Here is a 25,333-nt window from a genome sequence, read left to right as displayed (position 1 = left end):
TACTTTAAAAAAAATGTTACTCCATTGGATGTCTTATGCTCCTATATAAAACTCTACTTTTCCAGTTTCTATATCGTACATTCCTCCAATTACCTTGATGCGACCAGATTGCTCCAACTCACGCAGAATCGGGCTTTTTTCACGTATTTCTTTCATTGAATTAAGTACGTTTTCTTTACCCACAAGATTCATCGCCTCTTTGGTTGTAATGTCATCAAATTTTTCTTTTGCTTTTTCTATCGCTGGATTAATTTTCGCCAGCATATTTGTAATATTCCCAAGCTTAACACCATGACAAGCAGAAGTTACCGCGCCACACTTGGTATGTCCCATTACCATGACCAACTTAGAACCGGAAACCTTACATGCATATTCCATAGAACCTAGCACATCATCATTCACAATATTACCTGCAACACGTGCGTTAAAAACATCTCCAATTCCTTGATCAAAGATCTGTTCAGTCGTTGTTCTTGAATCTATACATCCTAAAACAATTGTATGCGGGTATTGACCAACGGCTGTTTGTTTTACTTGAACCATTAAATCCCTATCCATCATTTTACCGGCTACAAATCTCTTATTTCCTTCAATAAGCAATTGTTTTATCTCCTTTGGGGTTAATTTACTCTGGTTTTCTTTTGTCTGGGTATGCATATGCAATCGATTAATTTAAGTAAACCTGATGTACGCCAGGTCCAATTAGTAAACATTATAATTAATGTAAAAATAGAAATTAAGTACGATGGAGTCTCCAAGAATTTCTGATTTTTTATCAAAAAAACATATTTCCTCCTCTTGCAAATGCTTAACTTGGCACAAAATCTGTGAAAGGAAGTGAAGTTTCAAATCACAGAATTAGAAGATTATTATTTACTTTTGCTCAAAATATTTTCGATGAAATTAATTGTTGTACTTTTCTTATTGGCCCTTACACCAGCTGTTTTTTCACAAAATGAATGGTGGAGAATCGGAAAAAGTTCTGAAACAGAAACAGAAACGGAACAAAAGAAAGAAACCCCGAAAGAAGCTCCTCAACAAATAGAAGAACTAACTCCTCAAAAATCAGATGACATATGGGTTAGCGATAGCATTAAGGAACCAAAAACAATAATTCCGGGAAAAGTAGACATTGTTAAAAGCACAAATGTAGAAAAAATCATTAAGTTTAAATCTGCGACTATACCGCCAAATATGGGACCTATGATGGATGGTTATCGAATTCAGTTGTTTTTTGATCAGAACAGAACAGCAGTGGATAAAGCCAGGTCTACATTCTTACAAATGGACGATGAAACGCCAACTTATGTAGAATATAAAGCCCCGAATTATTTCTTAATGCAAGGCGATTACAGGACACAACTGGAAGCAGAAAAATCGCGTGCAGCATTAATTTCTGAGTTTCCTGAAGCCATTGTGGTTGAAGATAAAATCTATTTGCCTGAGATTATAAAAGATGAAGTTGAAGAGGAATAATTGAGTTTTAGAGTTTGTAAGTTTTAAAGTGGGCAAGTTTACAAGTGGTCAACTTGAAAACTTGAAAACGAAACAAATTGATAACCAAGTAACAAACTAAATAAAATCAAACCCGGTCACGTATGTTGGAACATCATAATCTATCTTCTGTTCTCCTTTTGGTGTTCTAATGACCAAATCTACCTCTTGAACTCCGTTTACTTTATTGAGTAAGCCCCAGTTCACTTTATCTTTGATTCTACTGTAAATCGGTTCTTTTTTATCTGCCCACCAAATAATCGTATTCGTCTTTTCGTGAAATAAAATTCCTTCAAACAGCATTTCTAGGTGTTCTGCTTTTGATTCTTGACTCCAAATAGAATCAACTACTGTAAAAACATGTGAGTTGGGACGAATTACTTTTCTTAAACCCGGAACAAAGGGAATGATGTTTCGCATTAACCCTCCGTTTTTTCCTGGCAATCTGGTAATTTTCCATTCCGCACTATGCGTTTTAGCGAAAGCAACTATTTTTCCGTTTATCGTCAAAGTGTAAAAAGGATCTTCATTAAAAGTGTGTTTTGTGAAATACAATGGCCGATTTCCGTAGCTTTCTTCTACCTTTTCTCGAATAAAGTCATTGACTTTTGTTGCTTCTACCTCTTTCTTCTCCTTGGGTTTTACCCTACTAAAACTCTGTGTAGCGATTTTAGCAGCGGTATAAAATTCAAAATTTTGACTCATCCAAAGCGAACGTTCATTTCTTGGATCGATATAGGCGTAAAATAAATCTGGGGATTCTTCCTTCCCTTCAAACGCGTCATCAAAAAAGCCACCAATTCGTTTTTTTAATCCAGAATTAGTGGCTTTAGATCTTGGTTGTTTACTCGCAGCTTGCATTCCTAAATCAAAAGCAAAATAGCGAACATACCAGTTTTTAGGCCTTCTGCAAAAGGTGATATTTCCTAGCACCTTATCGTTGCGTTCTAAATTAAGAAATAGCGGACGATACACTTGTTTTATGCGCTGTTCTAATCTTTGGTGCTGATACCGTGCTCCATTTGATCCTAAGGTTACGGATTTCAACAACTCCAAAACATCGTCGTTGTAGCTTTCACGCAATACAAATGGAGGGTTTATCTTCATCTTATTAAGTATTAAAAATATTAATAGTGAAAAGTAGGATAACCGTTTCGCTACTTTTCACTAAATTACAAATATTCGAAACTAAAGCGCTCAAATTCGCAAGGCGTGCTCAAAATGTTTCAATTTAGAAACTCATTTCAACTATTTTTTCTGCTTCAATTGGCGTTAGATCGTTACGTTCACCCATCGCTTCCCAGCCTCTTTCCTCAAAGCGTTCTCTAATTATTTTTGGCGTTGATTTATAGTCATCCGTGTAGTCGGAAAGATTTGTTTTTATCCCTAAAGATTCAAAAAAGGTTTTGGTTCTGTGAATTGCTTCCTCGCCGCAAGAACCTTCCAATCCGAAGATACGTTGACCGTACTGAATTAGTTTTTCCTTCTTATTTTCAAATTTCACCTTGTACAAGTTTGGGGCAATAATCGCCAATGTTCTTGCATGATCAATTCCATGCAAAGCAGTGAGTTCATGTCCAATCATGTGAGTTGTCCAATCGTATGCCACACCCGCTCTAAGTGTTCCGTTCAAAGCCATAGTGGCGCACCACATTAAGTTACTTGCTGCTTTATAATCGGCAGGGTCTTCCAATACTTTTGGTCCAATTTCAATTAAGGTGGCAAGAATTCCCTCAGCGATTCTTTCTTGTAATAAATTATTAGAAGGATAGGTCATGTACTGCTCCAAAGTGTGCATGTAAGCATCAACAATTCCGTTAGCAATTTGCTTTTTTGGTAGCGTTTTCACAACAGTTGGGTCTAAAAATGAGAATTTAGGAAAGCCTTGTGGTCCGCCCATTGTTCTTTTCTCTTTTAATCTGCTGTTTGAAATTACCGCTCCCGAATTCATTTCAGAACCTGTTGCAGGAAGCGTTAAAACTGTTCCAAAAGGAAGCGCATATTCAAATTTACACCCTTTTTTCTGTGTTAAAACATCCCATGGATTCCCATCATATTTTGCTGCTGAAACAATAAACTTCGTTCCATCAATTACAGATCCACCGCCAATAGCTAAAACGAAATCAACTGGGTTTTCTTTGATTTGTTCAACGGCTTTCATTAAAGTATCATACTCCGGATTGGCTTCAATTCCAGAAAACTCAACTACTTCATAGTCTTTTAACGCTGACATTACTGCATCATAAACGCCGTTCTTTTTAATGCTTCCGCCACCGTAAGTAATCATCACTCGTTTTCCAGCGGTTGACTCTTTTATTTTTGATGGAATTTGGTCGTAAGTGTCTTTTCCAAAGATAACTTTTGTTGGATTGTAATATTCGAAATTGTTCATTTGGTATTTTTTATTGTGTTTTTAACTTGATTCTGTAAATCTCATCTAGCACTTCAAGCTAGGTAAATCACAGACTTTAAGAACAAGTTTAATTGAGATTAGTTTTATAAGCCCCTAAAATAAGAATATTGAAGGTGGTAGAATGTTAAAATATACGAAGACTTGGGTGGGATGGGGTTTGTGCTTGATAATGATTAAGGTTTAATTATTAATGTTTAACGTGGTTTTGGTGGCTGCTTTACTCGGGGTTTGCGCTGTAATGGAACGCGGATGACGCGAATCTTCGAACGCGGATTGTTAAGGATTTTCTTAGTTAGACAGTTGAATGATTGATCACTCTTTGTTAACTGTTATTTTCGAAAACTCACAATACCTTCAACAGGCTAAGTCGGCATGATAGCTATCCGTCGACCAGCTTATTGAAGATAACAGAATCCTAAATCCAACATGTAGATAAAAGCATACAGCTTAAAGCATACAGCTTAAAGCCTACCGCCTAAAAACATCAAATCGTCTCAAACAAATCATCCATGGGCCTGCGCACTTTTTTGAATTTCAACCTATAATCTTCTTCTGATCTATATCCCAAAGCAAAAATCACAACGGCATCGAGGTTTTGATCTGTAAAGCCTAAATCTTCATTTAATTTTTTCCTGTTAAAACCTTCCATCGGACAAGCATCAATTCCTTCTACTGCGCAAACGGTCATCAAGTTTCCTAGGGCAATATACACTTGATTATCCATCCAAACTTTTTGCTGCTCTTCAGGAATGGACAAACTCACACGCAAAGATTTATCATAATCTACCATCGCTTGATTTGAAACTTCCATTTCGTTAGTTTTTGCAGCAGTTTCAATAAATGTATCGATGTCTTCCGGTTTAACATCTGTTTTTCGACACATAATTATCAGGTGAGATGCATCTTCAATTTGCGGTTGATTATAAGCAATTGGCGTAATTTTCTTCTTAATGCTTTCAGATTCCACCATCACAAACTTCATCAATTGTAAACCCATTGAAGTTGGTGTAAGCTGAAGAGCTTCTTTCACACGACTAATTTGTTCTTCCGATAGTTTCTTTGAAGCATCGAACTTCTTTACTGCATACCTCCAATTTAAAGCATCTATAACATCCATATTTCTTTGAATTTGCATTATAATAACGATTATTTACAAAAATACTTTTTCACAATCGATAAAAGCACTTGATTGAAAACCAAATTCGATTATATTTGTTCATTGTGAAATTCAAAATCTAAACTATTATAAATATGGCAAAAGAAAAGACAAGATTCTCAGACGAAGATTTACAAGAATTCAAGGAAATTATTGACAGCAAATTAGTCGAAGCAACAGAAGACTTACAGATATTAAAGAACTCACTTTCTCATAAAGATGACCACGGAACGGATGATACAGGACGTTCATTCAACATGATGGAAGACGGTTCTGACACTTTATCGCGAGAGGAAATGGCGCAATTGGCTTTGCGTCAAGAAAAATTCATTACAGCTTTGAAAAACGCTTTAATTAGAATTGAAAATAAAACTTACGGTATTTGTAGAGCAACTGGAAAATTAATTCGTAAAGAGAGATTGAAATTGGTTCCTCATGCCACTTTGAGCATAGAAGCAAAGAACGCACAAGACTCTTAAATAATTAAGGTTTGAGAAAACGCTATTTAATTACATTCGGTTTAGTTCTTTTGGTTTTGATCATAGATCAGGTGGTTAAAATCTGGGTCAAAACCAGCTTTGCTTTCGATGATCCGAGCGTGCCGCTAGTTGGTAATTGGCTTTATTTAAACTTTGTTGAAAACCAAGGAATGGCCTTCGGAACGCAACTCGGAGGTGGAATGTGGGGGAAACTCACGCTTTCCATATTTCGTATTGTGGCCATTGGTGCGATCATTTATTACATTCTAAAGCAAATCAAAAAACCAGAAGTAAAAATGGAGTTTTTTATCGTTGCAGCATTAGTTCTCGCTGGAGCCACAGGAAACCTATTCGATTCGATGTTTTACGATTTCATTTTTAGAGATTATTTTGATCCTTGTATTTCCTACAATCAAGTAGAAGGGTCAGGAATATTTGAAGAATGTTCCTATTTTGGCTACACTGAAATGGTAGAAGTTCGTCACCGCGGATTTCTGTTTGGAAACGTAGTTGATATGTTTCAATTCAGAGTTACATGGCCAACATGGGTTCCATGGCTAGGCGGCGGACAAGTGTTTCCAGCAATTTGGAACGTTGCAGATTTTGCCATTTCATGTGGAATGATTTATGTTTTAATTCGTCAAAAAGTGTTTTTCCCAAAGGAGAAATAAATAGGAATGGAATCTTTATCACTTCTTCAGTTTGGTCTTTATAAATCCATGAGTCGATATTCGCATTGAAATAATGTAATTTCGGCTTTCAGAAAATTAAAAAAATGAAACAGATATATTTAATCCTTGTTTTAATTGCTTTGAGTTTAATTTTCTCAAGTTGCAAAGAAGAAAGTTCAGCAGAGGATTCAGAATTAAATGCTAATACAGAGAACTCAAATTCAACCGAAGATGTAGATAATTTCGTAAGATTTGATTTACGTCCTTATGAACTCAATGCAAATTTATTGGTTCCTAAAAACGAAAGAGCAACAGTGCTGCACCAACTAGACACTTATGTTTGGAATTTAAAAATGGGGAAACAAACTTATGTTTCAATTATGGATTGGGGAACAGAAAACGGGTTTGAGAAATACCTCAAAAAATTAAATAATCACACGGAAACTGTTGATTTCATAGAGAAAGAAGAGGATTTTGTGGTTTACACCTTAACAACTGGAACAAGTAAAGTAACTTATCACACAGCGGCACAACATGAAATTGATGGAATAAATTACTTATTCGAATCAAGCAGCAATGGTTTGTCTAAAGATGGAGTTGAGGATGCTATATTGACGGTAAAAAGCGTTCAATCTTAATGATCAAGGTTTAATTATTAACGTTGTAGGGCTGAAAAATAATGTTTAATCATTAATTTCTAACGCCCAGGGCTTTGAATTTCAACGATTTTTAGATCCATTCATAACAACCAAAAAACCTTTGTGGTTACAGCACTGAGTGTGAGTATTGAGTACTGAGGCGAGATCAATTGGCATTTCCTTTTCGCTTGCTCTAAACTCTACGAACTTGTGCCTACTTCGTGGTTAAACCGCCATAAACACTAGACGTCAGTAGAGTTTAAACACCACACTTGGTTAATCAATTACAATTTATCATTCCCCCTCTCCACTTCATTTTCTTTAAAAGCTGAAGGAATTAAATCTGGAATAATCTTTAAAATTAGCGGCAATAAAATCAATCCTCCAGGCAGCATAAAAATAGCCAGTGCCGGTAATGATTTTGCTAAATCTTTAAATTGAGCTTTTACTTTCTCTTTTTCTTCAGAATTTAATTCTTGCGTAAAAGACTTATTCACCAGACTAATTAACTCCTTACTTTCTCTTAATTCTTCAATGAATTTATCCTTGTTTCTTCCGAGAATTTTAATCCATCGTTTAGAAAAATTCCCATACAATTGCTCATAAGAAGAACGTTCTTGTAGAAAAGTTATTTGGTGATTATTGGCCATTACAAACCGCTCAATCATGATAATTGAACGTTCCATTTGTTCGTTATCAACATTTAAGTGCTTACACAATTTATAGAGGTAAACGATTTCTTCACTCATTGCCGATAAATCAGAATGCACTGTTAGCACGGCCATATCCACAAGGTAAAACTTATACAAATCATCATTTTCGTCTGGTAAAACGATGTCTTCAATGTAGATTTCCTCGTTGGCTAACTTTTGTTTAAAGGCTTTTCTACTGCTATCGTCCATGTTTGCAGAAGCAAGATAAACGGTTAGAATTTGATCTTCTATTTCAGCAATTTTATGATCAACCCTTGACATTACACCAATCGTATTTAAAGCCCCCAAAAGAAAAGCATCATAACTTTCCTTGAGTTGTTTTTGATTGATTAGAAACGATCGAAAGGCCAAAACATCCAAATAAACAAGGCTATTATTAAGGTAGTTTACCCACAATTGATTACTGATTGTTTTCTTTAGGTGAACTCGCCTTTTAAGAATCCCTTCTAACTTGATGACGTCTTTTTCTTTGAATAAAAGTTTAAGCACGTTAATGGAAACAGTGCTATTGTACTGCTCATAAAAGACCAAAAGAGAAGCTACGAACTCTTCTTTATTTACAGTTTTCTTCTCAGAAAGATAAACAAGGAGTAGGCATTCAAATAGCAGAAACGTAGTTTTTTCATCGCTTGTCCACTTTTTAGAAGTTTCACCTTTAAAAAACAGGAACTCACTCGGAAAACCAAAAACAATTCCAGAATTAAAGAAAACATTGTGCAAGAAGTTTTCCTTGGAAACATAACTTGGTTGAGCAATTGAGTTAATATCAATTACGCCTTCATTAATTAATGAGAAATATTTATCAATCCAATTTTTTGCACCTGGCTGCATCATTTTTGAGCTCTTCTGAAATTTAAATATAAAGGTATATAATTCTAAAGTTTAATTATGAATATTCGCAAAATAAAAAGTGTTGTTTTAAGCCCTATCTTTTCTTATTATTGTAGGAATATGCTCAAATTCAAACAAATCAATATGTACAAATTCTGGATACTCAGCGTTTTTTTTCTTTTTGCTTGTACAAGTCATTCTCAGAATAAAATAGCCTCTTTACCTCCCGCTTTGGTTGAAAGCTCTGCACTTATAAAACATAAATGCTCTTTCCTATCATTGAATGATTCTGGGAACAAAGCAAAAATTTTAGTTTTTAATAAGAAAGGTAAAATCAAGCATTCATGTGTTTTAAGAAATGCTACAAATGTAGATTGGGAAGCAATGGCTTACGATGGGAAAGAGTTTTTGTACATCGGTGATATTGGAAACAATGAAAATAAACGTAAAGATCTGGTTGTTTACAAAGTAAGAATAGACGAGGTTTTAAATAACAAAAGTGTGGAAGCCGAAAAGATTTCATTTCATTATCCTGAACAATCAAATTTTCCGCCAGAAGAAGCTCAACTTTATTACGATGCAGAAGCGATGGTTGTGAAAGAAAATGTTTTGGGCGAAAGTGAATTGCTGATTTTCACCAAAAACAGAACCGTGCCCTTTGATGGGATTTCTAAGATTTACTCTTTACCTCTAGTTCCTGGCGAATATGAGGCAAAACTGCTTACAAACTTGCATTTGCCCGCTACAAATTGGCGTGAGGAAAGTATAACAGATGCAGCTTTTTATAATCAAGATGAATTATATATCCTAACCTATGCTAAACTGTACATGTATAAATATGAAAATGAAAAATGGGTTCAGAAAAAGGAATATTTACACGACTCATGGACGCAAAAAGAAGGAATTGCTGTGGACAAAAAACATATTTATTTGACCGATGAAAATGAATCTGGAATCTTTACGAGTAACTATTTATATAAGCTAAAAAAATGATGGATTTCAAAAATATAGACACCGTAATCTTCGACATGGACGGAGTTCTAATTGACTCAGAGCCATTATGGAAAGCTGCTGAAATAAAAGTATTTGCTAGCATTGGAATTGATTTTATGGCTGTTGGCGGCGAAAAAACTGTCGGATTAAGAATTGACGAAGTGATAGATTATTGGTTCGAAAAATATCCGTGGAAAAACAAAACGAAAGCCCAAGTCGTTGATGAAATCATGAACGAAATGGTCAACGGAATAAAAGCCCATGGTCAACCCATGAAAGGCGTTGTTGAAATTCTAGAATTCTTTAAATCCAAAGGAATGAAAATCGGTTTAGCGAGTTCATCATTTCAGATTTTAATTGACACCAGTCTTGAAAAACTAGGAATTACCCATTTTTTTGATGCAACTCTTTCTGCGCAAAATTGCACTTATGGAAAGCCCCATCCAGAAGTATATATTGAAACTGCAAAGTTGTTAAAAAGCGAGCCACAAAACTGTTTGGTGATAGAAGATTCTCTAAATGGAGTTATCGCAGGAAAAGCTGCAAAAATGAATGTTGTAGCAGTTCCCGATGGAACACATGAGATTACAGAGCAATTGAAAGTGGCTGATTTACAAGTAGATAATTTAGGGGAATTGTTAAATGTTTTTATCACCGTGTAGCGGCGCAATGCATTGCGCCGCTACACGGTGGCATTGCGCTGCCAAAAAATGGCATTGCGCCTCCACAAGGTGATAAAAAAACATTCATCGAAAAATTTTACCCAAACACCTCATCCAAAGCATTCTTAAACTGCTGTGCAGCATTTTCAAGAACCTCTTTTGTGTGAACTTGCGACACGAACCCAACTTCATATCCGCTTGGTCCAACGTAAACACTTCGTTCTAAAAGTGCTTTATGCAATTTTTTAAACGGAGTCATATCTGTGTTAATTTGAGATGCACTTCTTATTGTTGTGTCATCAGCAAAAGCGATCCAGAAAATAGAACCTATGGTAACAAGTTTAAAATCATAGCCTTTTTCTTTCGCATAACTATTTACGCTTTCCACCATTGTTTTAGTACGCATTTCTTGGTCTTCGTAAAAACCAGGCTTCGAACAAATATTCAATTGCGCTATTCCTGCAGCCATCGCCACTGGGTTTCCGCTTAAAGTTCCTGCTTGATAAACTGGTCCATCTGGTGAAACACTTTGCATAATGTGTTTTTTCGCGCCATAAGCTCCAACAGGTAGTCCACCACCAATAATTTTCCCGTAAGAAACAATATCCGGAGTAATGTCATAATACTCTGCTGCACCCGAAAATGCAACACGGAATCCAGAAATTACCTCATCGAAAAATAATAAAACATTGTGTTCTGTGCACATTTCACGCAATTTCAATAAGAAAGATTTTTCCTGAAGTAATAATCCATTATTTGCTGGGATAGGTTCAATAATTACACAGGCCAATTCGTGGGCATACTTTTCAAAAGCAATTTCCAAGGCATTTACGTCATTCAAAGGAATTACGATTGTATCTGCCACGACATCTTCAGGGATACCCGCACTTGAACTCTCACCAAAAGTCACCAATCCAGATCCGGCATTCACCATAAGAGAATCCACATGCCCGTGGTAACAACCCTCAAACTTCAAAATTTTATTTCGTCCAGTAAAACCACGTGCTAAACGAACACCCGACATGACTGCCTCGGTTCCTGAACTCACAAATCTAATTTTATCAATGTACGGATTTCGTGAAATAATGATTTCTGCTAACTCGCTTTCCAATTTTGTAGGTGCACCAAAAGTAGTTCCGTTGGACAAGTTATCTACGATGTTTTTATGCACATCTGGGTGCGCATGTCCTAAAATAAGCGGTCCAAAACTACAACAAAAGTCGATGAATTGATTTTCATCCTCATCCCAAATATAAGGACCTTTCCCTTTTTTTATAAATAATGGAGCACCTTCTACTGCCTTGAAAGCACGCACTGGAGAATTTACTCCTCCAGGGAAATATTCTAATGCTTTTTTATATAACTTTTCAGAATTTGAACGTTTCATTTTGAACAATTTTGATTTACCACAAACTTAATGATTCCTTGGGAGATTTGTGAGCTTTATGAATGAATAATGTTGATTTGAATGTTTGATTTCTTAAAGAGAACTTTCACTTAAAAAATCAAATATTTCTGTGAAGAATATTTCTTTTAAAAAGATGTTATTCCCAATCTTGCTATTTGTATTTATCTATTACTTTTTGAGACATAAATACAGATATAGTTTTTTATAATTGTATTTATCTATCTGATAAACCGAGATAAATACAGATATAGTTTTTTATAATTGTATTTATCTATATTATTTTAGGCATAAATACTACTCTCGCATATGTACATTTTCTAAATTTTTATAGAACGCTACTGTTTAATTTTATATTTTTCGGATTCGATAACAAAAACACTCAAATAATGTCCAAATACCAAAACACTCTCGCTTTTGCACAAGAAAAAGACCAAAACGATCCATTAAGAAAATGGAGAGACGAATTTTATATTCCTGATTTCCATGAGAAACCTGTGGTCTATTTTACGGGAAACTCTTTAGGATTGCAACCTAAAAGAACACAAAGCTACATTCAGCAAGAATTGAACGATTGGGCAAAATGGGGTGTTGAAGGACATTTTGATGCAAAAAATCCTTGGTTTTCATACCATGAAATTCTCACAGAAAAAGCAGCAAAAATTGTTGGAGCAAGCAATAAAGAAGTAGTCATCACGCATTCATTAACTACGAACTTGCATTTATTGATGGCTTCTTTTTACCAACCCAAAGGAAAACGCATCAAGATTTTATGCGAAGGGAAAGCTTTTCCATCCGACCAATATGCATTGCAATCGCAAGTTAAATTTCATGGTTACTCCATAGACGAAGCCATCGTTGAAATATTCCCTCGAGAAGGCGAACATTTATTGAGACACGAAGATATTATCTCTAAAATCAACGAATTAGGCAATGAATTGGCAATGGTTATGATTGGTGGAATGAATTATTACACAGGTCAACTTTTTGATATGAAAACCATCACCGAAGCTGGACATAAAGTAGGTGCAAAAGTTGGTTTCGATTTAGCTCACGCAGCAGGAAACGTTGAACTTTCACTCCACGATTGGAATGTAGACTTCGCAGCGTGGTGTACTTATAAATATTTGAATTCTAGTCCAGGTGGAGTTGCTGGACTATTTGTTCACGAAAAACATGTTACCAACGACGATTTACCACGTTTTGCAGGTTGGTGGGGTCATGATAAAGCAACACGTTTTAAAATGCAACCCGAATTTCAACCAATTCAAACAGCAGAATCTTGGCAGTTAAGTAACGCTCCTGTCCTAGGAATGGCGGCGCATAATGCATCACTAGATATTTTTAATGAAGTAGGAATGCAAACAATTAGTAAAAAACGAGATGATTTAACAGCTTATTTGGAGTTTGTAATTAATGAAGTTTCAAATGGATCAGACAATGCAAATTTTGAAATTATTACTCCAAAAAATCCTAAAGAAAGAGGTTCTCAGTTAAGCATTTTGGCCCATGGACAAGGAAAGGATTTATTTGATGCCATGACCAAAGAAGGTGTTATTGCAGATTGGAGAGAACCCAATGTAATCCGTATTGCTCCAGTTCCATTGTATAATTCGTTTGAAGATGTTTATCGCTTTGGGGAAATTTTGAAAAACTCAATTTCATAATTGGTGAAGTTAAAACAACGCTAGCTTACAAAAGCAAAGTGAAAACCCAATATAACAAGCGTTACTCTCTTTCCAAAACTTGAATTATGCACATTAAAAATGGACTAATTTTCATCATCCTGTTCTTTGCATTTCTCCTTTCCTCTTGTTCGGAGGAAAGAGCAGTAAAAACCTATGATAACGCTTTGATCATTGGCCATAGAGCAACAGGCGTTGGCGTAAACGATGGATTTATTGAAAACACTTTGCCCGGCATTATTGAAGTGCTCAAATATGTGGACGGTGCAGAAGTTGATATACAAATGAGCAGTTCCAAAACACTTTGGGTTTTTCATGATGGCCTATTTACTCATCTTGACAAAAATTCACAGGCCTTGGTTGATTCAGGGAATTATTATTGCGTACTTCAAACACCCGATAGTATTCTTGAAAAACTAAAAATCAATAGAGACGGAGTGGTGGATAGACTCTATAAATTAGAGGAAGTTTTTGAGGTCTTTTCTAAAAGCAAAGAGAAAATACTTACACTTGACATTAAGGGGTATTTTGAATCTGAATGCGTCGAGAACAGCAATGTAGATCATCAATATCAAAAAGAGCTGGCCGAAGCGCTTTACGAATTAGCAATAAAGTATGATATCAAAAATCAAATTATTGCGGAAACGGTCTACACTCCTATTTTTGAGCGTCTGAAACAATTAGATGAAACATTTCAATGTTATTATTTAGTAATCGATAAATTGAACGAGAAAATAGACTTGGCTCACTCAAAAAACTTGGATGGATTATCAATAAACCTTCATGATTCCACAGTAAACTCTGAAATTATAAATCAAGCAAGAGAGAAAGGTTTAACAGTAAAATTTTGGAATATTTTGTCTGAGGAGAGTTTAACTTTGGCAGAGTCATACAAGCCTTATGTCATCGAAATAAGTAATTTAGAATTGATAAGAAAACAGGGGGAATAAGTTTTGAGAGGTAAACCTTTCGATGTAATGGAGCGCGGATCTTCGCGGATTTTTAATAGGTAAGTGTCTAGCAGAATTATTCACCTCTCCCATTGCTCAGTAAACTTGAGGGCGATATTGATTTTTATTAAACACTCCTTTTAATCAAATAAAACTTGTAAATTTCGAACTAAGTCATTAAACTGAAAGATCATTTTCAGGTTAAAAACGGATCATTGCAAAATTATAAAACGATGATAAAGAAAATAGGTGTTTTAGGATTAGGAAAAGTAGGGAGTCTTGTAGCTACTTTATTGAGTACAAAGTATGAAGTTGAAGGAATGGATCAGGCGAAATCCAATGAAGAGTTTTCCTTTGAAATTAAAATAGGCGATGTTTCAATAGACAAAACCATTCGTGAATTCCTTAAAGATAAACAAGCAATTGTTTCTTGTTTGCCTTACTTTTTGAACATTAAGATTGCCCAAACTGCAGCAGATATAGGTGTTCATTATTTTGATTTAACGGAGGATGTCCCAACGCTGAATGCTATTCAAGAAATGGCAAAAAATAGTAAAGCTGTCATGGCGCCGCAATGTGGATTGGCTCCAGGATTTATTGGGATTTTAGGCGCAGGATTGTACAATCAATTCTCTGAAATTCGTGCCGTAAAATTAAGAGTTGGGGCGCTTCCTCTTCACCCGATGGGACAGTTGGGCTACAGTTTTACTTGGAGCGCAGACGGTGTAATCAATGAATACATCAATGACGCTGAAGTCATTCACAACGGAGAACGTAAAATGGTGAGTTCCCTCGACGATGTAGAATCTATCAACATCAACGGTCGCCAATACGAAGCATTTTCTACCTCTGGTGGTTTAGGAACAATGTGCGCAACTTTAGACGGAAAAGTAGACACTTTGAACTACAAAACCATGCGCTATCCTGGTCACCGCGATGGAATGAAGCTTTTGCTTTACGATCTTGGTTTAAAAAACGACAGAAAAACAGCCAAAGAAATATTGATGAATGCTTTACCTTTAGTTGATGACGATATCGTTTTGGTTTATGCTGCGGTAGAAGGAAAAATTGATGGTCAGTTAAGAAGAAAAGAATTCAGTGAATCTTATAGAAACATCGAAATAGAAGGAAAAGACTGGAGAGCCATTAGCTGGACCACAGCCTGTAGCATTTCTGCGGTAGTAGATTTAGTTTCAGAAGGGAAATTGAAAAATAAAGGCTTTATTAAACAAGAGGAAATTCCTTTTGACTTATTCATTGAATCCCATTTTGGAACCATGTATGAAAAATTTAAAGACGATAAATAATTAATTTTAAAGGGGGAAATTTGTAATTTTAATGTCACCGTAAATTATTTTGATAGCATATTGTAGGACGCTTAATAAACGAAAGCAGAAATTTCATTACAACAGGAAGCAAACTTCCCTACAATACATTTATACAAAAGAATAAAGTGAAGAAAACAACATGAAAATTGGCTTAGTTTTATCTGGAGGAGGCGCTAGAGGTGCAGCGCACATTGGAGTTTTAAAGGCTTTTGAAGAATATGGAATTTCCGCTACTCACATTGCAGGAGCAAGTGTTGGGGCAATTGTGGGCGCTATGTATGCGAAAGGAATTCATTGGACAAAAATGCTAGAGTTCCTAAAAGAAACCTCTGTTTTTCACGCCAAAAGATATGCTTTTAGCAAACCCGGCTTTTTAGACACTGAAAAGTTTTATGATGATCTAAAAAACTACTTCCCAATAGATAATTTCAATGATTTAAATAAACCCTTATTTATTACCGCCACAGACATACTAACAGGTGATTTAAAAATTTTCAGCGAAGGTCAGCTCATAAGGGCCATAATCGCTTCATCCTCATTTCCAGGAGTTTTTACACCTACAGAAGTAGACGGTTCATATTATATAGACGGCGGAGTATTAAATAACTTCCCGGTTGAACCACTCACAAATTCATGTGATAAAATCATTGGAGTTTTTATCAACTCACTAAAGCAAATTGATATACAGGAATTAAAGCACTCCTATTCAGTAGTAACAAGAGCATTAAAAATAAGGGCCACTTCAGATTCAATCAACAAATTTGGCGCTTGTGACTTCGTAATTTCCCCTCAAGAGCTAGGTGACTATGCTGTTTTTGAAATGAATAATATTGATGCTATTTTTAAAGTAGGCTACGAAGCAGCTGTTAAAAGTTTGGAGGAAAACAATTACAAAAAGTTAAAATAAAAGCTTTAAGAAGTGGATTAAAGGTTTTTTAAAAAGTGCTTTTTTGACGGATAGTCTGCATTTGTTCAAAACAAAAAACAGGATGATCTTAATGATTTCATCCTGTTTTTTTTTTAATGCTTACACAATAATGAATTTCTAATTTCTATCGATTTCACACTTTTATATTGTGATTAAATAATTTTAAATCTTCTGCCTAAGCAAGTGTAACCTCCTTTTGAAGTTTCAAATAAGAAAAATAGGAAAGAGTTATAGTAATTACTGCAAAAATAATTAAACCATAAGAGTGATAACCATTTGCAATATGTGCAATTAGGGCAGAAATAAGGTTAATAGCAAATCCTGCGTAAGCAAAAGATTTTAATGTTCTTGGTACAAAAGGCAGTACCAATGCTAATACTCCTAAAACTTTGAAAACAGCAAGTTGTATTCTAAAGAAATCTGCAGGAAAACCAAAGTGGATAAAGGCTCCCTTCATTTCTTCGGATGTAAGATATCCATAAGCGCTAAATAGCATAAAGGCAGAAAACAAGCCTGTTGATATCCAAAACATTAATTTGTAATTTTTCATGTCAAAATTGTTTTTAGTAAATTATTAGAGCGCAAAGGTAATTGATAGGTGCTTCACATTAGCTATGCCTTTCCTTTTAGAAAGTGGTATCCAATAAGAAACTAATGCCTTGATACAAAATAATTACGAATTTTTTAATTACGAATTACGAATTGCTGCGCATCGTAAAAATTCGTAATTCGTATTTGATTCAATTCGTAATTATCTAACTGCTTCTCATGGTTTTTTGAATGCTTCCAATTATTCTTAGAATTTCATCAACATCTTTTAATAAATCTCTACTTAGTTCAATGGGCAAATAATGAGAGTCTCTTAAAAGCCGAACCCAATATTTAGTTTCTCTTGCTTCTTTATACGAAATTGTCAATTTAGCGAAGAAGTCTTTTCTAGATTGACCACCGATAGCTTCCTCTACATTCGCTCCAATTGATGTGCCCGAACGCAGGATTTGTTTACTTAAAACATACTCCTTTTTCTCGTATTGCAGAAATTTGAATGCTTGGATGATTTTTAATGAAAAAGCATAGCTCTTTACTTGAATAACGTTTTCTTTCATGTGATTTAGGTTTTTAAAAAATTACGAAATTTTCAATTACGAATTACGAATTGTTGTACTCATAATTTTCAGATATTTCCAATTAAGATACATAAATAGATATAATAATTCATTTTTTTTTATGTTAATTTCCATTTGCCCTCTTCCAAATTCGTAATTCGTAATTGATCCCATTCGTAATTAAAAATTTTCCCATTAAAAAAGCTATCTTTGATTTCAAATCAAATTTTTACATATATGCTCACTCCAAAAACGGATAAAAAACTTTTCTTACTTGATGCTTTCGCCTTGATTTATAGGTCTTATTTTGCTTTTTTCAAAAACCCTAGGATGAACTCCAAAGGAGAAAATACCTCCGCAGCTTTTGGATTTACAAATGCCATGTTGGATGTCATAAAGAAAGAAGAACCAACACATATTGCCGTGGTTTTTGACCCTCCAGGAGGAGCAACAAATCGTATTGAAGAATATGCAGAATATAAGGCGCAACGTGAAAAAATGCCCGAAGACATTCGCAATATGATTGAACCCATAAAGCGAATTATCGAAGCTTTTAAAATTCCAATCTTGATGAAAGAAGGATATGAAGCGGATGATGTGATTGGAACTTTGGCGAAAATGGCTGAAAAGGAAGGTTTCAAAACTTATATGATGACGCCCGATAAGGATTTTGGTCAGTTGGTTTCGGAAAATATATTCATGTACAAACCGGGCCGTGGTAAAAAACCAGCCGAGGTTTGGGGCGTTCCCGAAATCCAAGAAAAATTTGAAGTTGAAGATCCTTTGCAAGTGATTGATATTCTCGGAATGTGGGGAGATGCCTCGGATAATATTCCGGGTATTCCTGGCATTGGAGAAAAAACAGCCAAGAAGTTGATTAAACAATACGGATCAATGGAAGGTCTTTTTGAAAATGTTGACCAACTCAAAGGAAAGCAAAAAGAGAATGTGATCAATTTTAAAGAACAAGGAATTCTTTCGAAAAGTTTAGCGACAATTATCACAGATGTTGACGTGGTTTTTGATGCCGAAGATTTAGAAATTTGTCCACATGATGAAGAGAAAATCCGTGAAATATTTACTGAATTAGAATTCAGAGGAATTGCTAAACGTGTTCTTGGAGAAGAGTTGGTAATTACGGCAGATAATGCTGGAGTGGATAACGGTCAATTGGATTTATTTGGTTCGCCAGCAACCCCAGAGCAACATGAAGCTGTTTCTAGCGATGAAATGAAATCCTTAGAAACAGAAAAAGCAAATTACCATTTCGTTGAATCTGAAAAAGACCAAAAAGAGCTTTTAGAAACTCTTTTAAAGCAAAAATCAGTTTGTTTTGACACAGAGACGAATAGTTTAGAAGCTAGAAATGCTGATTTAGTGGGAATAGCTTTTTCATTTAAAGCAAAGGAAGCTTATTATGTTCCTTTCCCAGAAGATTTTGACGCTGCTAAAAAATTACTGACACTTTTTGAACCTTTCTTTAGTTCGGAAAAAGTAGAGAAAGTAGCGCACAACATAAAATATGACGAACAAGTAATAAATCGCTATGGAATTAAGCTAAGAGGTCCTCGTTTTGACACGATGATTGCACATTACTTGCTTTCTCCTGACAGCAAACATGGAATGGATGATTTGGCGGAGTATTATTTAAAATACACCACTTTCCCTATTGAAAATTTGATTGGCAAGAAAGGGAAAAACCAAAAATCTATGCGCGATATCGATCAAAAAGACATCGTAGATTATGCTTGTGAAGATGCGGATATTACTTGGCAATTGAAGGAACTTTTTGAACCAGAAATTCAGAAAGACCACCTTAAAGATTTGTTTTACAATATAGAAATGCCTTTGACTTCTGTTTTGAAAGCAATGGAACAAGAAGGGATTCAGCTGGATATTGAAAGTTTGAAAACATTTTCTGAAGAGTTAGAAATTTCGTTAAATGAAATCGAGGAAAAGGTAATTGAATTGGCAGGAGAAGAATTCAATTTAGCTTCACCAAAACAATTAGGTGATATTTTATTTGAGAAACTTGAAATTGCCAAAAAACCAAAGAAAACCAAAACAGGACAATATTCAACATCGGAAGACACACTTCAAAAACATGTAAACGATCACGAAATTATCCCCTTGATTTTAGACTATCGTTCTTTAAGAAAATTGAAAAATACTTATGTTGATCCTTTACCGACTTTGGTTGACGAACATGACGGAAGATTGCATACACATTACATGCAAACTGTTGCAGCAACAGGAAGATTAAGTTCTACAAATCCAAACTTGCAGAACATTCCGATCCGAACGCCAAAAGGACGAGAAATTAGGAAAGCTTTTGTAGCGAAGAATGACGATTATTACCTCATGGCTGCCGATTATTCTCAAATAGAATTGCGCATTATTGCTGCTTTGAGTGAAGATAAAAACATGATTGAAGCTTTCCAAAACGGTCATGATATTCACGCAGCTACTGCAGCAAAAGTTTTTGGTGTTGACATCAACGAAGTGAGTCGAGAGCAAAGAAGCAATGCAAAAGCCGTCAACTTTGGAATTATTTATGGTCAATCCGTATTTGGATTATCTCAAACTTTAGGAATTTCCAGGAAAGAATCGAAATCAATTATTGACAGTTATTTTGCACAATATCCTACAATAAAAGCCTACATGGAAAAAGTGAAGGAAGACGCCAAAGAAAAAGGATATGTGGAAACCATCATGAAACGCCGTCGTTATTTGCCAGATATTCATTCCAAAAACGCCATTGTAAGAGGTTTTGCCGAAAGAAATGCCATTAACGCACCAATTCAAGGTAGCGCTGCCGACATTATCAAAGTGGCAATGATTAATATTTACAATAAAATGAAGGAACAAAACCTTACTTCAAGAATGTTACTTCAAGTGCATGATGAATTGGTTTTTGATGTGTTGAAATCTGAAAAAGACATTGTTTCAAAAATCGTAAAAGAAGAAATGGAAGGCGCAGTGGAATTGGTTGTTCCATTGGATATTGAAATGGAATTTGCCGGGAATTGGTTGGATGCGCACTAGTAGGGACGTTTTGCAAACGTCCATATCTATTGCGCATTGGGTAAAACATTTCCCATTCTCCAAAAGAAATGTGTTTTTTTTTAGGGCAGTTTATGTAGGGGCGATTCACAAATCGTCCTTGCATAGCGCACCTGCAAAATTGCCCAATATTATCACCCGATCAAATCTTCTAATGAATAATTCTTAATTTCCTTTTTCTTGACTTTAGATAATTCATAAAGTCTATTTTTATCTTGAATATCTAACCAAAGCATAGGATCATTTTAAAATATAGTTCCAAAAACTAAGGCTAATTCGTGATTCAATGCACGTTCACCTTTTATGAGTTTTGTTAAATTGGATGGTCTCATACCTATATAATCAGCAAACTTGTTTTGTCTAATTTCAAAAGCATTTAGAAATTCTTTTAAAAAATCACCCACCAATTTAAAATGTTTGTCCTTAGAATTTAAATAATCTTCCATTTTGAATTTAAGAGACATTAGCTCGACCACTTTTTTCTGTTCAATCGAACGTTCTCTTGATTTGTTTAAAAGAATAGCCTGAAACTCATTAAACTCTTTAGTCCCAACATCCATTCTGTCTGTTAAAACTTGTGCTTTGTTTTCTTGATTTTTCATGATATCTAGTGTTAAGACTGCTTAGAATCATCAAGATAAGGAATGTTTCTTAAAATTACAGATACAATACCTATTTGTGTAATAACTTATTCTCGGCGACCACTGATTTAATCAAACTATCGGGTTTTGTTTTATATTGGGCTTTGTTATTTCAATAAAAAATTTATATTTAGTTCCCAAAAGATAAAAGGTGTCTTTTAATCTAAAATCAAATTAATACTAATGAATTACGAGATTAATAATGTCAGCAGTCTACCAAGTTTTTTTAATTATAAAGAAGAAGATACTGATAACGGTTATGAAACAACGCAAGATTTCTTTTTAAGCTGGACATTAAGATGTTCTCAAGAAAAATATAAAGACACAAATCCAATTGTCTATAATTATAGTAGAAAAATACTTTATGCTTTGATAATTGGAGAAAATGATAACCAAAACATTTATAATGTAAAAAGTGAAGTAAATGAAAGTTTTGTTGTTTTAGAAGTCAAAACTTATAGACAATGGAAGCAAATTGATTTACTTGTTGAGATTAAAATTAGAAATAATAATAAAGAAGAAAAATATGTTCTTAATATCGAAAACAAATGGTATACTAACATTAGAACTGGTCAATTAGAGAAGTCAAAACAAGCAGTAGAAGAAGTATACAATTCTGAATTTAAAATAGTTAACCTTCTAATCTTTTGTGATGATGAAAAAATCAATGAAAGTATTAAAAATCAATGTACAGATATCAACTACAAAGCACTATCAATCATTGATCTGAAAAGGTTATCTAATATAGATAATAACGAGATAAGTAACAACTATCTATTTGATGAATATTGGTTTAGATTCTAAAATTAAAAACTAGAGACAAATTCAATAAAACAGTATTTAAACCAATTTTTTTAAATTAAACTTAAATGATATTATTAGGAACGTTCGCTGGAGGTCAAATTGTAGTCTTATTGATTTTTCTTTTGCTTATTGTATTTATGATTTGGAGAATCATTAAATACTATAATTATAAATCAAAACAAGGAAAATTAAAAGGTTCTTTACTTAAGACTATCGGTGTACTACTAATTGTTATTGTTGGAGTTACTCTTCCGTTTCACTATGTAATTGAGGAGGGAAGCGCTTTTCCTAAAGCAAATCTCACATTTAAAAATACTTTCATTACATCAAGTGATGTTAAAGCAATAATAAAAAGATATAACCAAGCTAGTTTTATGGAGAAAATGCAAATAAGAAAGGATCCTTTTATAGAAACTCTATTTGAAAAAGGAATTTTAACGGAAAGCACTAACTCCAACAGTGATTTTTAAGCTAATAAAATCTAAAAAATTAATTTTCCATAATTTCTTTAATTTGGAAAGTCCATTCAGTATATCTCTCACCATCTGCAATATAAAACTTCACTGTGTTCTTTTCTTGATCTATAATTAATGAATTATAGATCGCACTATATTCTTCTGAGAGTGATTCATCATTTTCTCTAAATTGACTTATCTGATAAGAATCATGAGAAGTTGCTATGTCTGTTTCAAAATATTTTTCATTTATATTAATAGTATCCCTAGTTTTTATGTATAGCTCCCCATCTGGAAGTTTTACAGTTAATTCAGCATAGTTGAAATCGTATGTTAAGAAAAAATCATCGCTGAAGCTTTCAGCTGTATATTTGGAGGATGACATATGTTCATGACTTTTGATTTCTAATTCCTCTGAATATATTTTGAAATTTTTTTGACGGGTACTTTCTTCACTGTTATTGTTTTCACCACAGGAACTAATTAAAAATAAAAAAGCAAATAAAATAGGAACGATGTTAAAACGATTATTTATTTGAATCATTATTTTCTTTTTTAGAATTGATTTAAGCATGTAATTAAAGTTTAGAGATAGATTTGCATTGTTTATCAATTAGTTGTTTTGACAAGTCGATAAATATAAACATAATTTAATCATTAACAAATCTGAGTAATTTGTTTTTTAATCATATAAGAAACAATCTTTTGAATCCGATTAAGTATTTCAACCAATATTCTTTTTTTCACCCTTTAACCCAAAAAATCGCCAAAAGAAACTTATATTTAGTTCCCAAAAGATAAAATACAATTATGCAAGAAATAAAAAGCTACATCTGTGGTGAGTGGAAAAGTGGAGAAGGTGCTGAAACCGAATTGCACAACGCCATTACGGGTGAGAAAATAGGAAGTGTTTCCAGTAAAGGATTTGATTTTGCTGAAATTTTAAATTACGGTCGCACAACTGGTGGTGAAAAGTTAAGAAAAATGACTTTCCATGAGCGTGGTCGAATGTTGAAAGCACTTGCGCTCTATCTTTTAGACAACAAAAAGAAATATTACGAAGTGAGCGCTTGGACAGGTGCTACAAAAGGAGATTCTTGGGTCGATATCGAAGGTGGAATTGGAAATTTATTTGCCAACGCATCATTGAGAAGACAATTTCCAGATTTACCTTATTATGTGGACGGAGATCCTGCGATGTTGTCAAAGAATGGAACTTTCATCGGACATCATATCATGGTGCCTAAAGAAGGGGTAGCGGTTCACATTAATGCATTTAACTTTCCTGTTTGGGGAATGTTGGAGAAAGTGGCCGTGAATTTAATGGCCGGTGTTCCTGCGGTGGTCAAACCATCTAGTGTTACAAGTTATTTAACGCAAGTTGTGGTGGAAGACATTATCGCTTCGAAAATTCTTCCTGAAGGTGCTTTACAATTGGTTTTGGGTTCTGCCCGAGCATTAATTGACAATGTAACTTCTTCGGATATTGTAACATTCACAGGAAGTGCAAGCACAGGTTTGAAATTAAAATCTAATCCTGTTATTACAGAAAACAACGTTCCTTTCAACTTAGAAGCTGATTCGCTAAATGCAATCGTTTTAGGGAAAAAAGCAACACCAGATACTCCTGAATTCGCCATTTTCGTAAAAGAAGTTGTGCGTGAAATGACAACAAAAGCAGGTCAGAAATGTACTGCAATTCGTCGTGTTTTCGCTCCAGAAGAATTAATGGATGATGTACAGGAAGCTATTTCCGCTCGACTTTCTAAAACAGTAATGGGTGATCCATCTGTGGAAGGTGTGAGAATGGGTTCTTTGGCGTCTCCAGACCAAGTGAAAGAAGTGCGTGAGAAGGTAGAAGAATTGATGCAGTCACAGCAAATTGTTTATGGTGACATGGATGAGTTTGATGTTACTGGAGCAGAAAAACACATTGGCGCTTTCTTCCCGCCTATTCTTTTCAGAAACGACAATCCGTTCGAAAAATTGGATGTGCATTCTATTGAGGCATTTGGTCCAGTTTCAACGATTATGCCCTATAAAACGATAGAAGACGCCATTGAATTAACCAAATTAGGAAAAGGTTCATTGGTATCATCAATTGTTACGCCGTGTAATGACGAAGCAACGCAATATGTACTTGGAGCTGCGAGCATGAATGGTCGTATTTTGGTATTGAACGAAGAATGTGCTAGAGAAAGTACAGGACACGGTTCACCATTGCCATTATTGACGCACGGAGGTCCGGGAAGAGCTGGAGGTGGTGAAGAAATGGGTGGAATGCGTGGAGTTATGCATTACTTGCAACGTACAGCAATCCAAGGTCACCCAACAACAATTACTGCAATTACGCAAGTTTATCAGCAAGGCGCAAAAGGAAACGAAATTGATGAGCATCCTTTCAAAAAGTACTACGAAGAATTGAATGTAGGCGATCAGTTAATTACGGAATCACGAGAAATTACAGCAGACGACATAGATCAATTTGCTGCTTTATCAGGAGATAATTTCTATGCTCATAAAAGAGATACGAATTTTGAAGGAACAATGTTCGACGAACAAGTCGCGCATGGTTATTTCTTAATGAGTGCTTCTGCGGGATTGTTTGTAGATAGCTATGAAATGAATCCTGTTTTGTTGAATTACGGAATTGATAATTTACGTTTCACAAAACCAGTTTATGCAGGTGCTAAAATGCATGTTCGTTTCACGTGTAAAGAAATGATTCCAAATGATACTACACCAAAAGAAGATGATCCAAAGACCTTAATTAAAAGAGGAATCGTGAAATGGTTAGTAGAAATGTTAGACGAAGATGCAGAAGAACCTTTGGTTGGATTTGCAACGATTTTAACGATGGTTAAATTGAAAGATCAATCCGATAAATAATTTTTTTGTAGCGACGCAATGCATTGCGT

Annotated in this window: 24 protein-coding genes; 14 read left to right on the top strand and 10 right to left on the bottom strand. The window is 34.7% G+C overall.

Annotated features, from left to right (window positions below; translation table 11 throughout):
• Window positions 1-33: 33 nt before the first annotated feature.
• On the bottom strand, window positions 34-657 hold the full coding sequence (locus DIT68_RS09990) for a carbonic anhydrase family protein (protein WP_109359662.1): 624 nt from the start codon (window positions 655-657) through the stop codon (window positions 34-36).
• Between the two features lie 240 nt (window positions 658-897).
• Here DIT68_RS09990 and DIT68_RS09985 point away from each other — a divergent pair, with 240 nt between their 5' ends.
• Window positions 898-1,476 (top strand): hypothetical protein, encoded by a 579-nt coding sequence (locus DIT68_RS09985; protein ID WP_109359661.1) that lies wholly within the window; start codon window positions 898-900, stop codon window positions 1,474-1,476.
• 96 nt (window positions 1,477-1,572) lie between these two features.
• On the opposite strand, the gene DIT68_RS09980 is transcribed toward DIT68_RS09985, so the two are convergent.
• From DIT68_RS09980 to DIT68_RS09970, 3 genes are all read right to left on the bottom strand, one after another.
• A complete protein-coding gene (locus DIT68_RS09980) occupies window positions 1,573-2,601 on the bottom strand; it encodes a hypothetical protein (RefSeq protein WP_109359660.1) in 1,029 nt (342 codons plus the stop codon).
• A gap of 124 nt (window positions 2,602-2,725) precedes the next feature.
• Entirely contained in the window at window positions 2,726-3,886 is a 1,161-nt protein-coding gene (locus tag DIT68_RS09975; protein ID WP_109359659.1) for an iron-containing alcohol dehydrogenase, read from the bottom strand.
• Window positions 3,887-4,391: 505 nt separating this feature from the next.
• Window positions 4,392-5,042, bottom strand: coding sequence for a nitroreductase family protein (locus DIT68_RS09970; protein ID WP_109359658.1), 651 nt, complete (start codon window positions 5,040-5,042; stop codon window positions 4,392-4,394).
• Between the two features lie 116 nt (window positions 5,043-5,158).
• Here DIT68_RS09970 and DIT68_RS09965 point away from each other — a divergent pair, with 116 nt between their 5' ends.
• The 3 genes from DIT68_RS09965 (at window position 5,159) to DIT68_RS09955 (ending at window position 6,851) form a co-directional block, all read left to right on the top strand.
• Window positions 5,159-5,542: a TraR/DksA family transcriptional regulator gene (locus DIT68_RS09965; RefSeq protein ID WP_109359657.1), complete on the top strand. Its 384-nt coding sequence runs from the start codon at window positions 5,159-5,161 to the stop codon at window positions 5,540-5,542.
• 11 nt (window positions 5,543-5,553) lie between these two features.
• Complete coding sequence (locus DIT68_RS09960; RefSeq protein ID WP_109359656.1) at window positions 5,554-6,213, top strand: signal peptidase II; 660 nt, start codon at window positions 5,554-5,556, stop codon at window positions 6,211-6,213.
• 104 nt (window positions 6,214-6,317) lie between these two features.
• The gene (locus DIT68_RS09955) at window positions 6,318-6,851 is read left to right on the top strand and encodes a hypothetical protein (protein WP_109359655.1); all 534 of its coding nucleotides are present in this window, start codon (window positions 6,318-6,320) and stop codon (window positions 6,849-6,851) included.
• A gap of 284 nt (window positions 6,852-7,135) precedes the next feature.
• On the opposite strand, the gene DIT68_RS09950 is transcribed toward DIT68_RS09955, so the two are convergent.
• Window positions 7,136-8,398, bottom strand: a complete 1,263-nt coding sequence (locus DIT68_RS09950) for an LETM1-related biofilm-associated protein (protein WP_109359654.1) — start codon at window positions 8,396-8,398, stop codon at window positions 7,136-7,138.
• 141 nt (window positions 8,399-8,539) lie between these two features.
• Here DIT68_RS09950 and DIT68_RS09945 point away from each other — a divergent pair, with 141 nt between their 5' ends.
• Together DIT68_RS09945 and hxpB are read left to right on the top strand one after the other, a co-directional pair.
• Window positions 8,540-9,388: a hypothetical protein gene (locus DIT68_RS09945; RefSeq protein ID WP_146194183.1), complete on the top strand. Its 849-nt coding sequence runs from the start codon at window positions 8,540-8,542 to the stop codon at window positions 9,386-9,388.
• Window positions 9,385-10,050, top strand: a complete 666-nt coding sequence (hxpB, locus tag DIT68_RS09940) for a hexitol phosphatase HxpB (protein WP_109359652.1) — start codon at window positions 9,385-9,387, stop codon at window positions 10,048-10,050. Before DIT68_RS09945 ends, hxpB begins: the two co-directional genes overlap by 4 nt.
• Before the next feature lie 97 nt (window positions 10,051-10,147).
• Here the strand turns inward: hxpB and hemL are convergent, their stop codons facing one another.
• A complete protein-coding gene (gene hemL / locus DIT68_RS09935) occupies window positions 10,148-11,437 on the bottom strand; it encodes a glutamate-1-semialdehyde 2,1-aminomutase (protein ID WP_109359651.1) in 1,290 nt (429 codons plus the stop codon).
• 407 nt (window positions 11,438-11,844) lie between these two features.
• Here hemL and kynU point away from each other — a divergent pair, with 407 nt between their 5' ends.
• From kynU to DIT68_RS09915, 4 genes are all read left to right on the top strand, one after another.
• Window positions 11,845-13,122, top strand: a complete 1,278-nt coding sequence (kynU, locus tag DIT68_RS09930) for a kynureninase (protein WP_109359650.1) — start codon at window positions 11,845-11,847, stop codon at window positions 13,120-13,122.
• An 86-nt stretch (window positions 13,123-13,208) separates the two neighbouring features.
• Window positions 13,209-14,090: a glycerophosphodiester phosphodiesterase gene (locus DIT68_RS09925; protein ID WP_109359649.1), complete on the top strand. Its 882-nt coding sequence runs from the start codon at window positions 13,209-13,211 to the stop codon at window positions 14,088-14,090.
• Window positions 14,091-14,323: 233 nt separating this feature from the next.
• Window positions 14,324-15,397 (top strand): saccharopine dehydrogenase family protein, encoded by a 1,074-nt coding sequence (locus DIT68_RS09920; protein ID WP_233244184.1) that lies wholly within the window; start codon window positions 14,324-14,326, stop codon window positions 15,395-15,397.
• Between the two features lie 160 nt (window positions 15,398-15,557).
• Window positions 15,558-16,325, top strand: coding sequence for a patatin-like phospholipase family protein (locus DIT68_RS09915; RefSeq protein WP_109359648.1), 768 nt, complete (start codon window positions 15,558-15,560; stop codon window positions 16,323-16,325).
• Between the two features lie 196 nt (window positions 16,326-16,521).
• Here the strand turns inward: DIT68_RS09915 and DIT68_RS09910 are convergent, their stop codons facing one another.
• Together DIT68_RS09910 and DIT68_RS09905 are read right to left on the bottom strand one after the other, a co-directional pair.
• On the bottom strand, window positions 16,522-16,896 hold the full coding sequence (locus DIT68_RS09910) for a DoxX family protein (protein ID WP_109359647.1): 375 nt from the start codon (window positions 16,894-16,896) through the stop codon (window positions 16,522-16,524).
• Window positions 16,897-17,101: 205 nt separating this feature from the next.
• Window positions 17,102-17,452 carry a four helix bundle protein gene (locus tag DIT68_RS09905; protein WP_109359646.1) on the bottom strand — a complete coding sequence of 117 codons (351 nt, stop codon included), beginning with the start codon at window positions 17,450-17,452 and terminating at the stop codon, window positions 17,102-17,104.
• 237 nt (window positions 17,453-17,689) lie between these two features.
• Between DIT68_RS09905 and polA the strand changes: the two genes are divergently transcribed.
• Window positions 17,690-20,497: a DNA polymerase I gene (polA, locus tag DIT68_RS09900; RefSeq protein WP_109359645.1), complete on the top strand. Its 2,808-nt coding sequence runs from the start codon at window positions 17,690-17,692 to the stop codon at window positions 20,495-20,497.
• A 263-nt stretch (window positions 20,498-20,760) separates the two neighbouring features.
• Here the strand turns inward: polA and DIT68_RS09895 are convergent, their stop codons facing one another.
• Window positions 20,761-21,117, bottom strand: coding sequence for a helix-turn-helix transcriptional regulator (locus tag DIT68_RS09895; protein WP_109359644.1), 357 nt, complete (start codon window positions 21,115-21,117; stop codon window positions 20,761-20,763).
• A gap of 222 nt (window positions 21,118-21,339) precedes the next feature.
• On the opposite strand from DIT68_RS09895, the gene DIT68_RS09890 reads away from it, so the two are divergent.
• Both DIT68_RS09890 and DIT68_RS09885 read left to right on the top strand, forming a co-directional pair.
• Entirely contained in the window at window positions 21,340-21,960 is a 621-nt protein-coding gene (locus tag DIT68_RS09890; RefSeq protein WP_109359643.1) for a PD-(D/E)XK nuclease family protein, read from the top strand.
• A gap of 65 nt (window positions 21,961-22,025) precedes the next feature.
• On the top strand, window positions 22,026-22,430 hold the full coding sequence (locus DIT68_RS09885; protein WP_109359642.1) for a hypothetical protein: 405 nt from the start codon (window positions 22,026-22,028) through the stop codon (window positions 22,428-22,430).
• 19 nt (window positions 22,431-22,449) lie between these two features.
• On the opposite strand, the gene DIT68_RS09880 is transcribed toward DIT68_RS09885, so the two are convergent.
• Entirely contained in the window at window positions 22,450-22,989 is a 540-nt protein-coding gene (locus tag DIT68_RS09880) for a hypothetical protein (protein WP_146194182.1), read from the bottom strand.
• A gap of 236 nt (window positions 22,990-23,225) precedes the next feature.
• Between DIT68_RS09880 and paaZ the strand changes: the two genes are divergently transcribed.
• Complete coding sequence (gene paaZ, locus DIT68_RS09875; protein ID WP_109359640.1) at window positions 23,226-25,304, top strand: phenylacetic acid degradation bifunctional protein PaaZ; 2,079 nt, start codon at window positions 23,226-23,228, stop codon at window positions 25,302-25,304.
• Window positions 25,305-25,333: the final 29 nt, after the last annotated feature.

Origin of the sequence: Brumimicrobium oceani, from assembly GCF_003143775.1 — a bacterium.
GTDB lineage: Bacteria > Bacteroidota > Bacteroidia > Flavobacteriales_D > Crocinitomicaceae > Brumimicrobium > Brumimicrobium oceani.
This window is presented reverse-complemented; position numbering and strand designations above follow the sequence as displayed.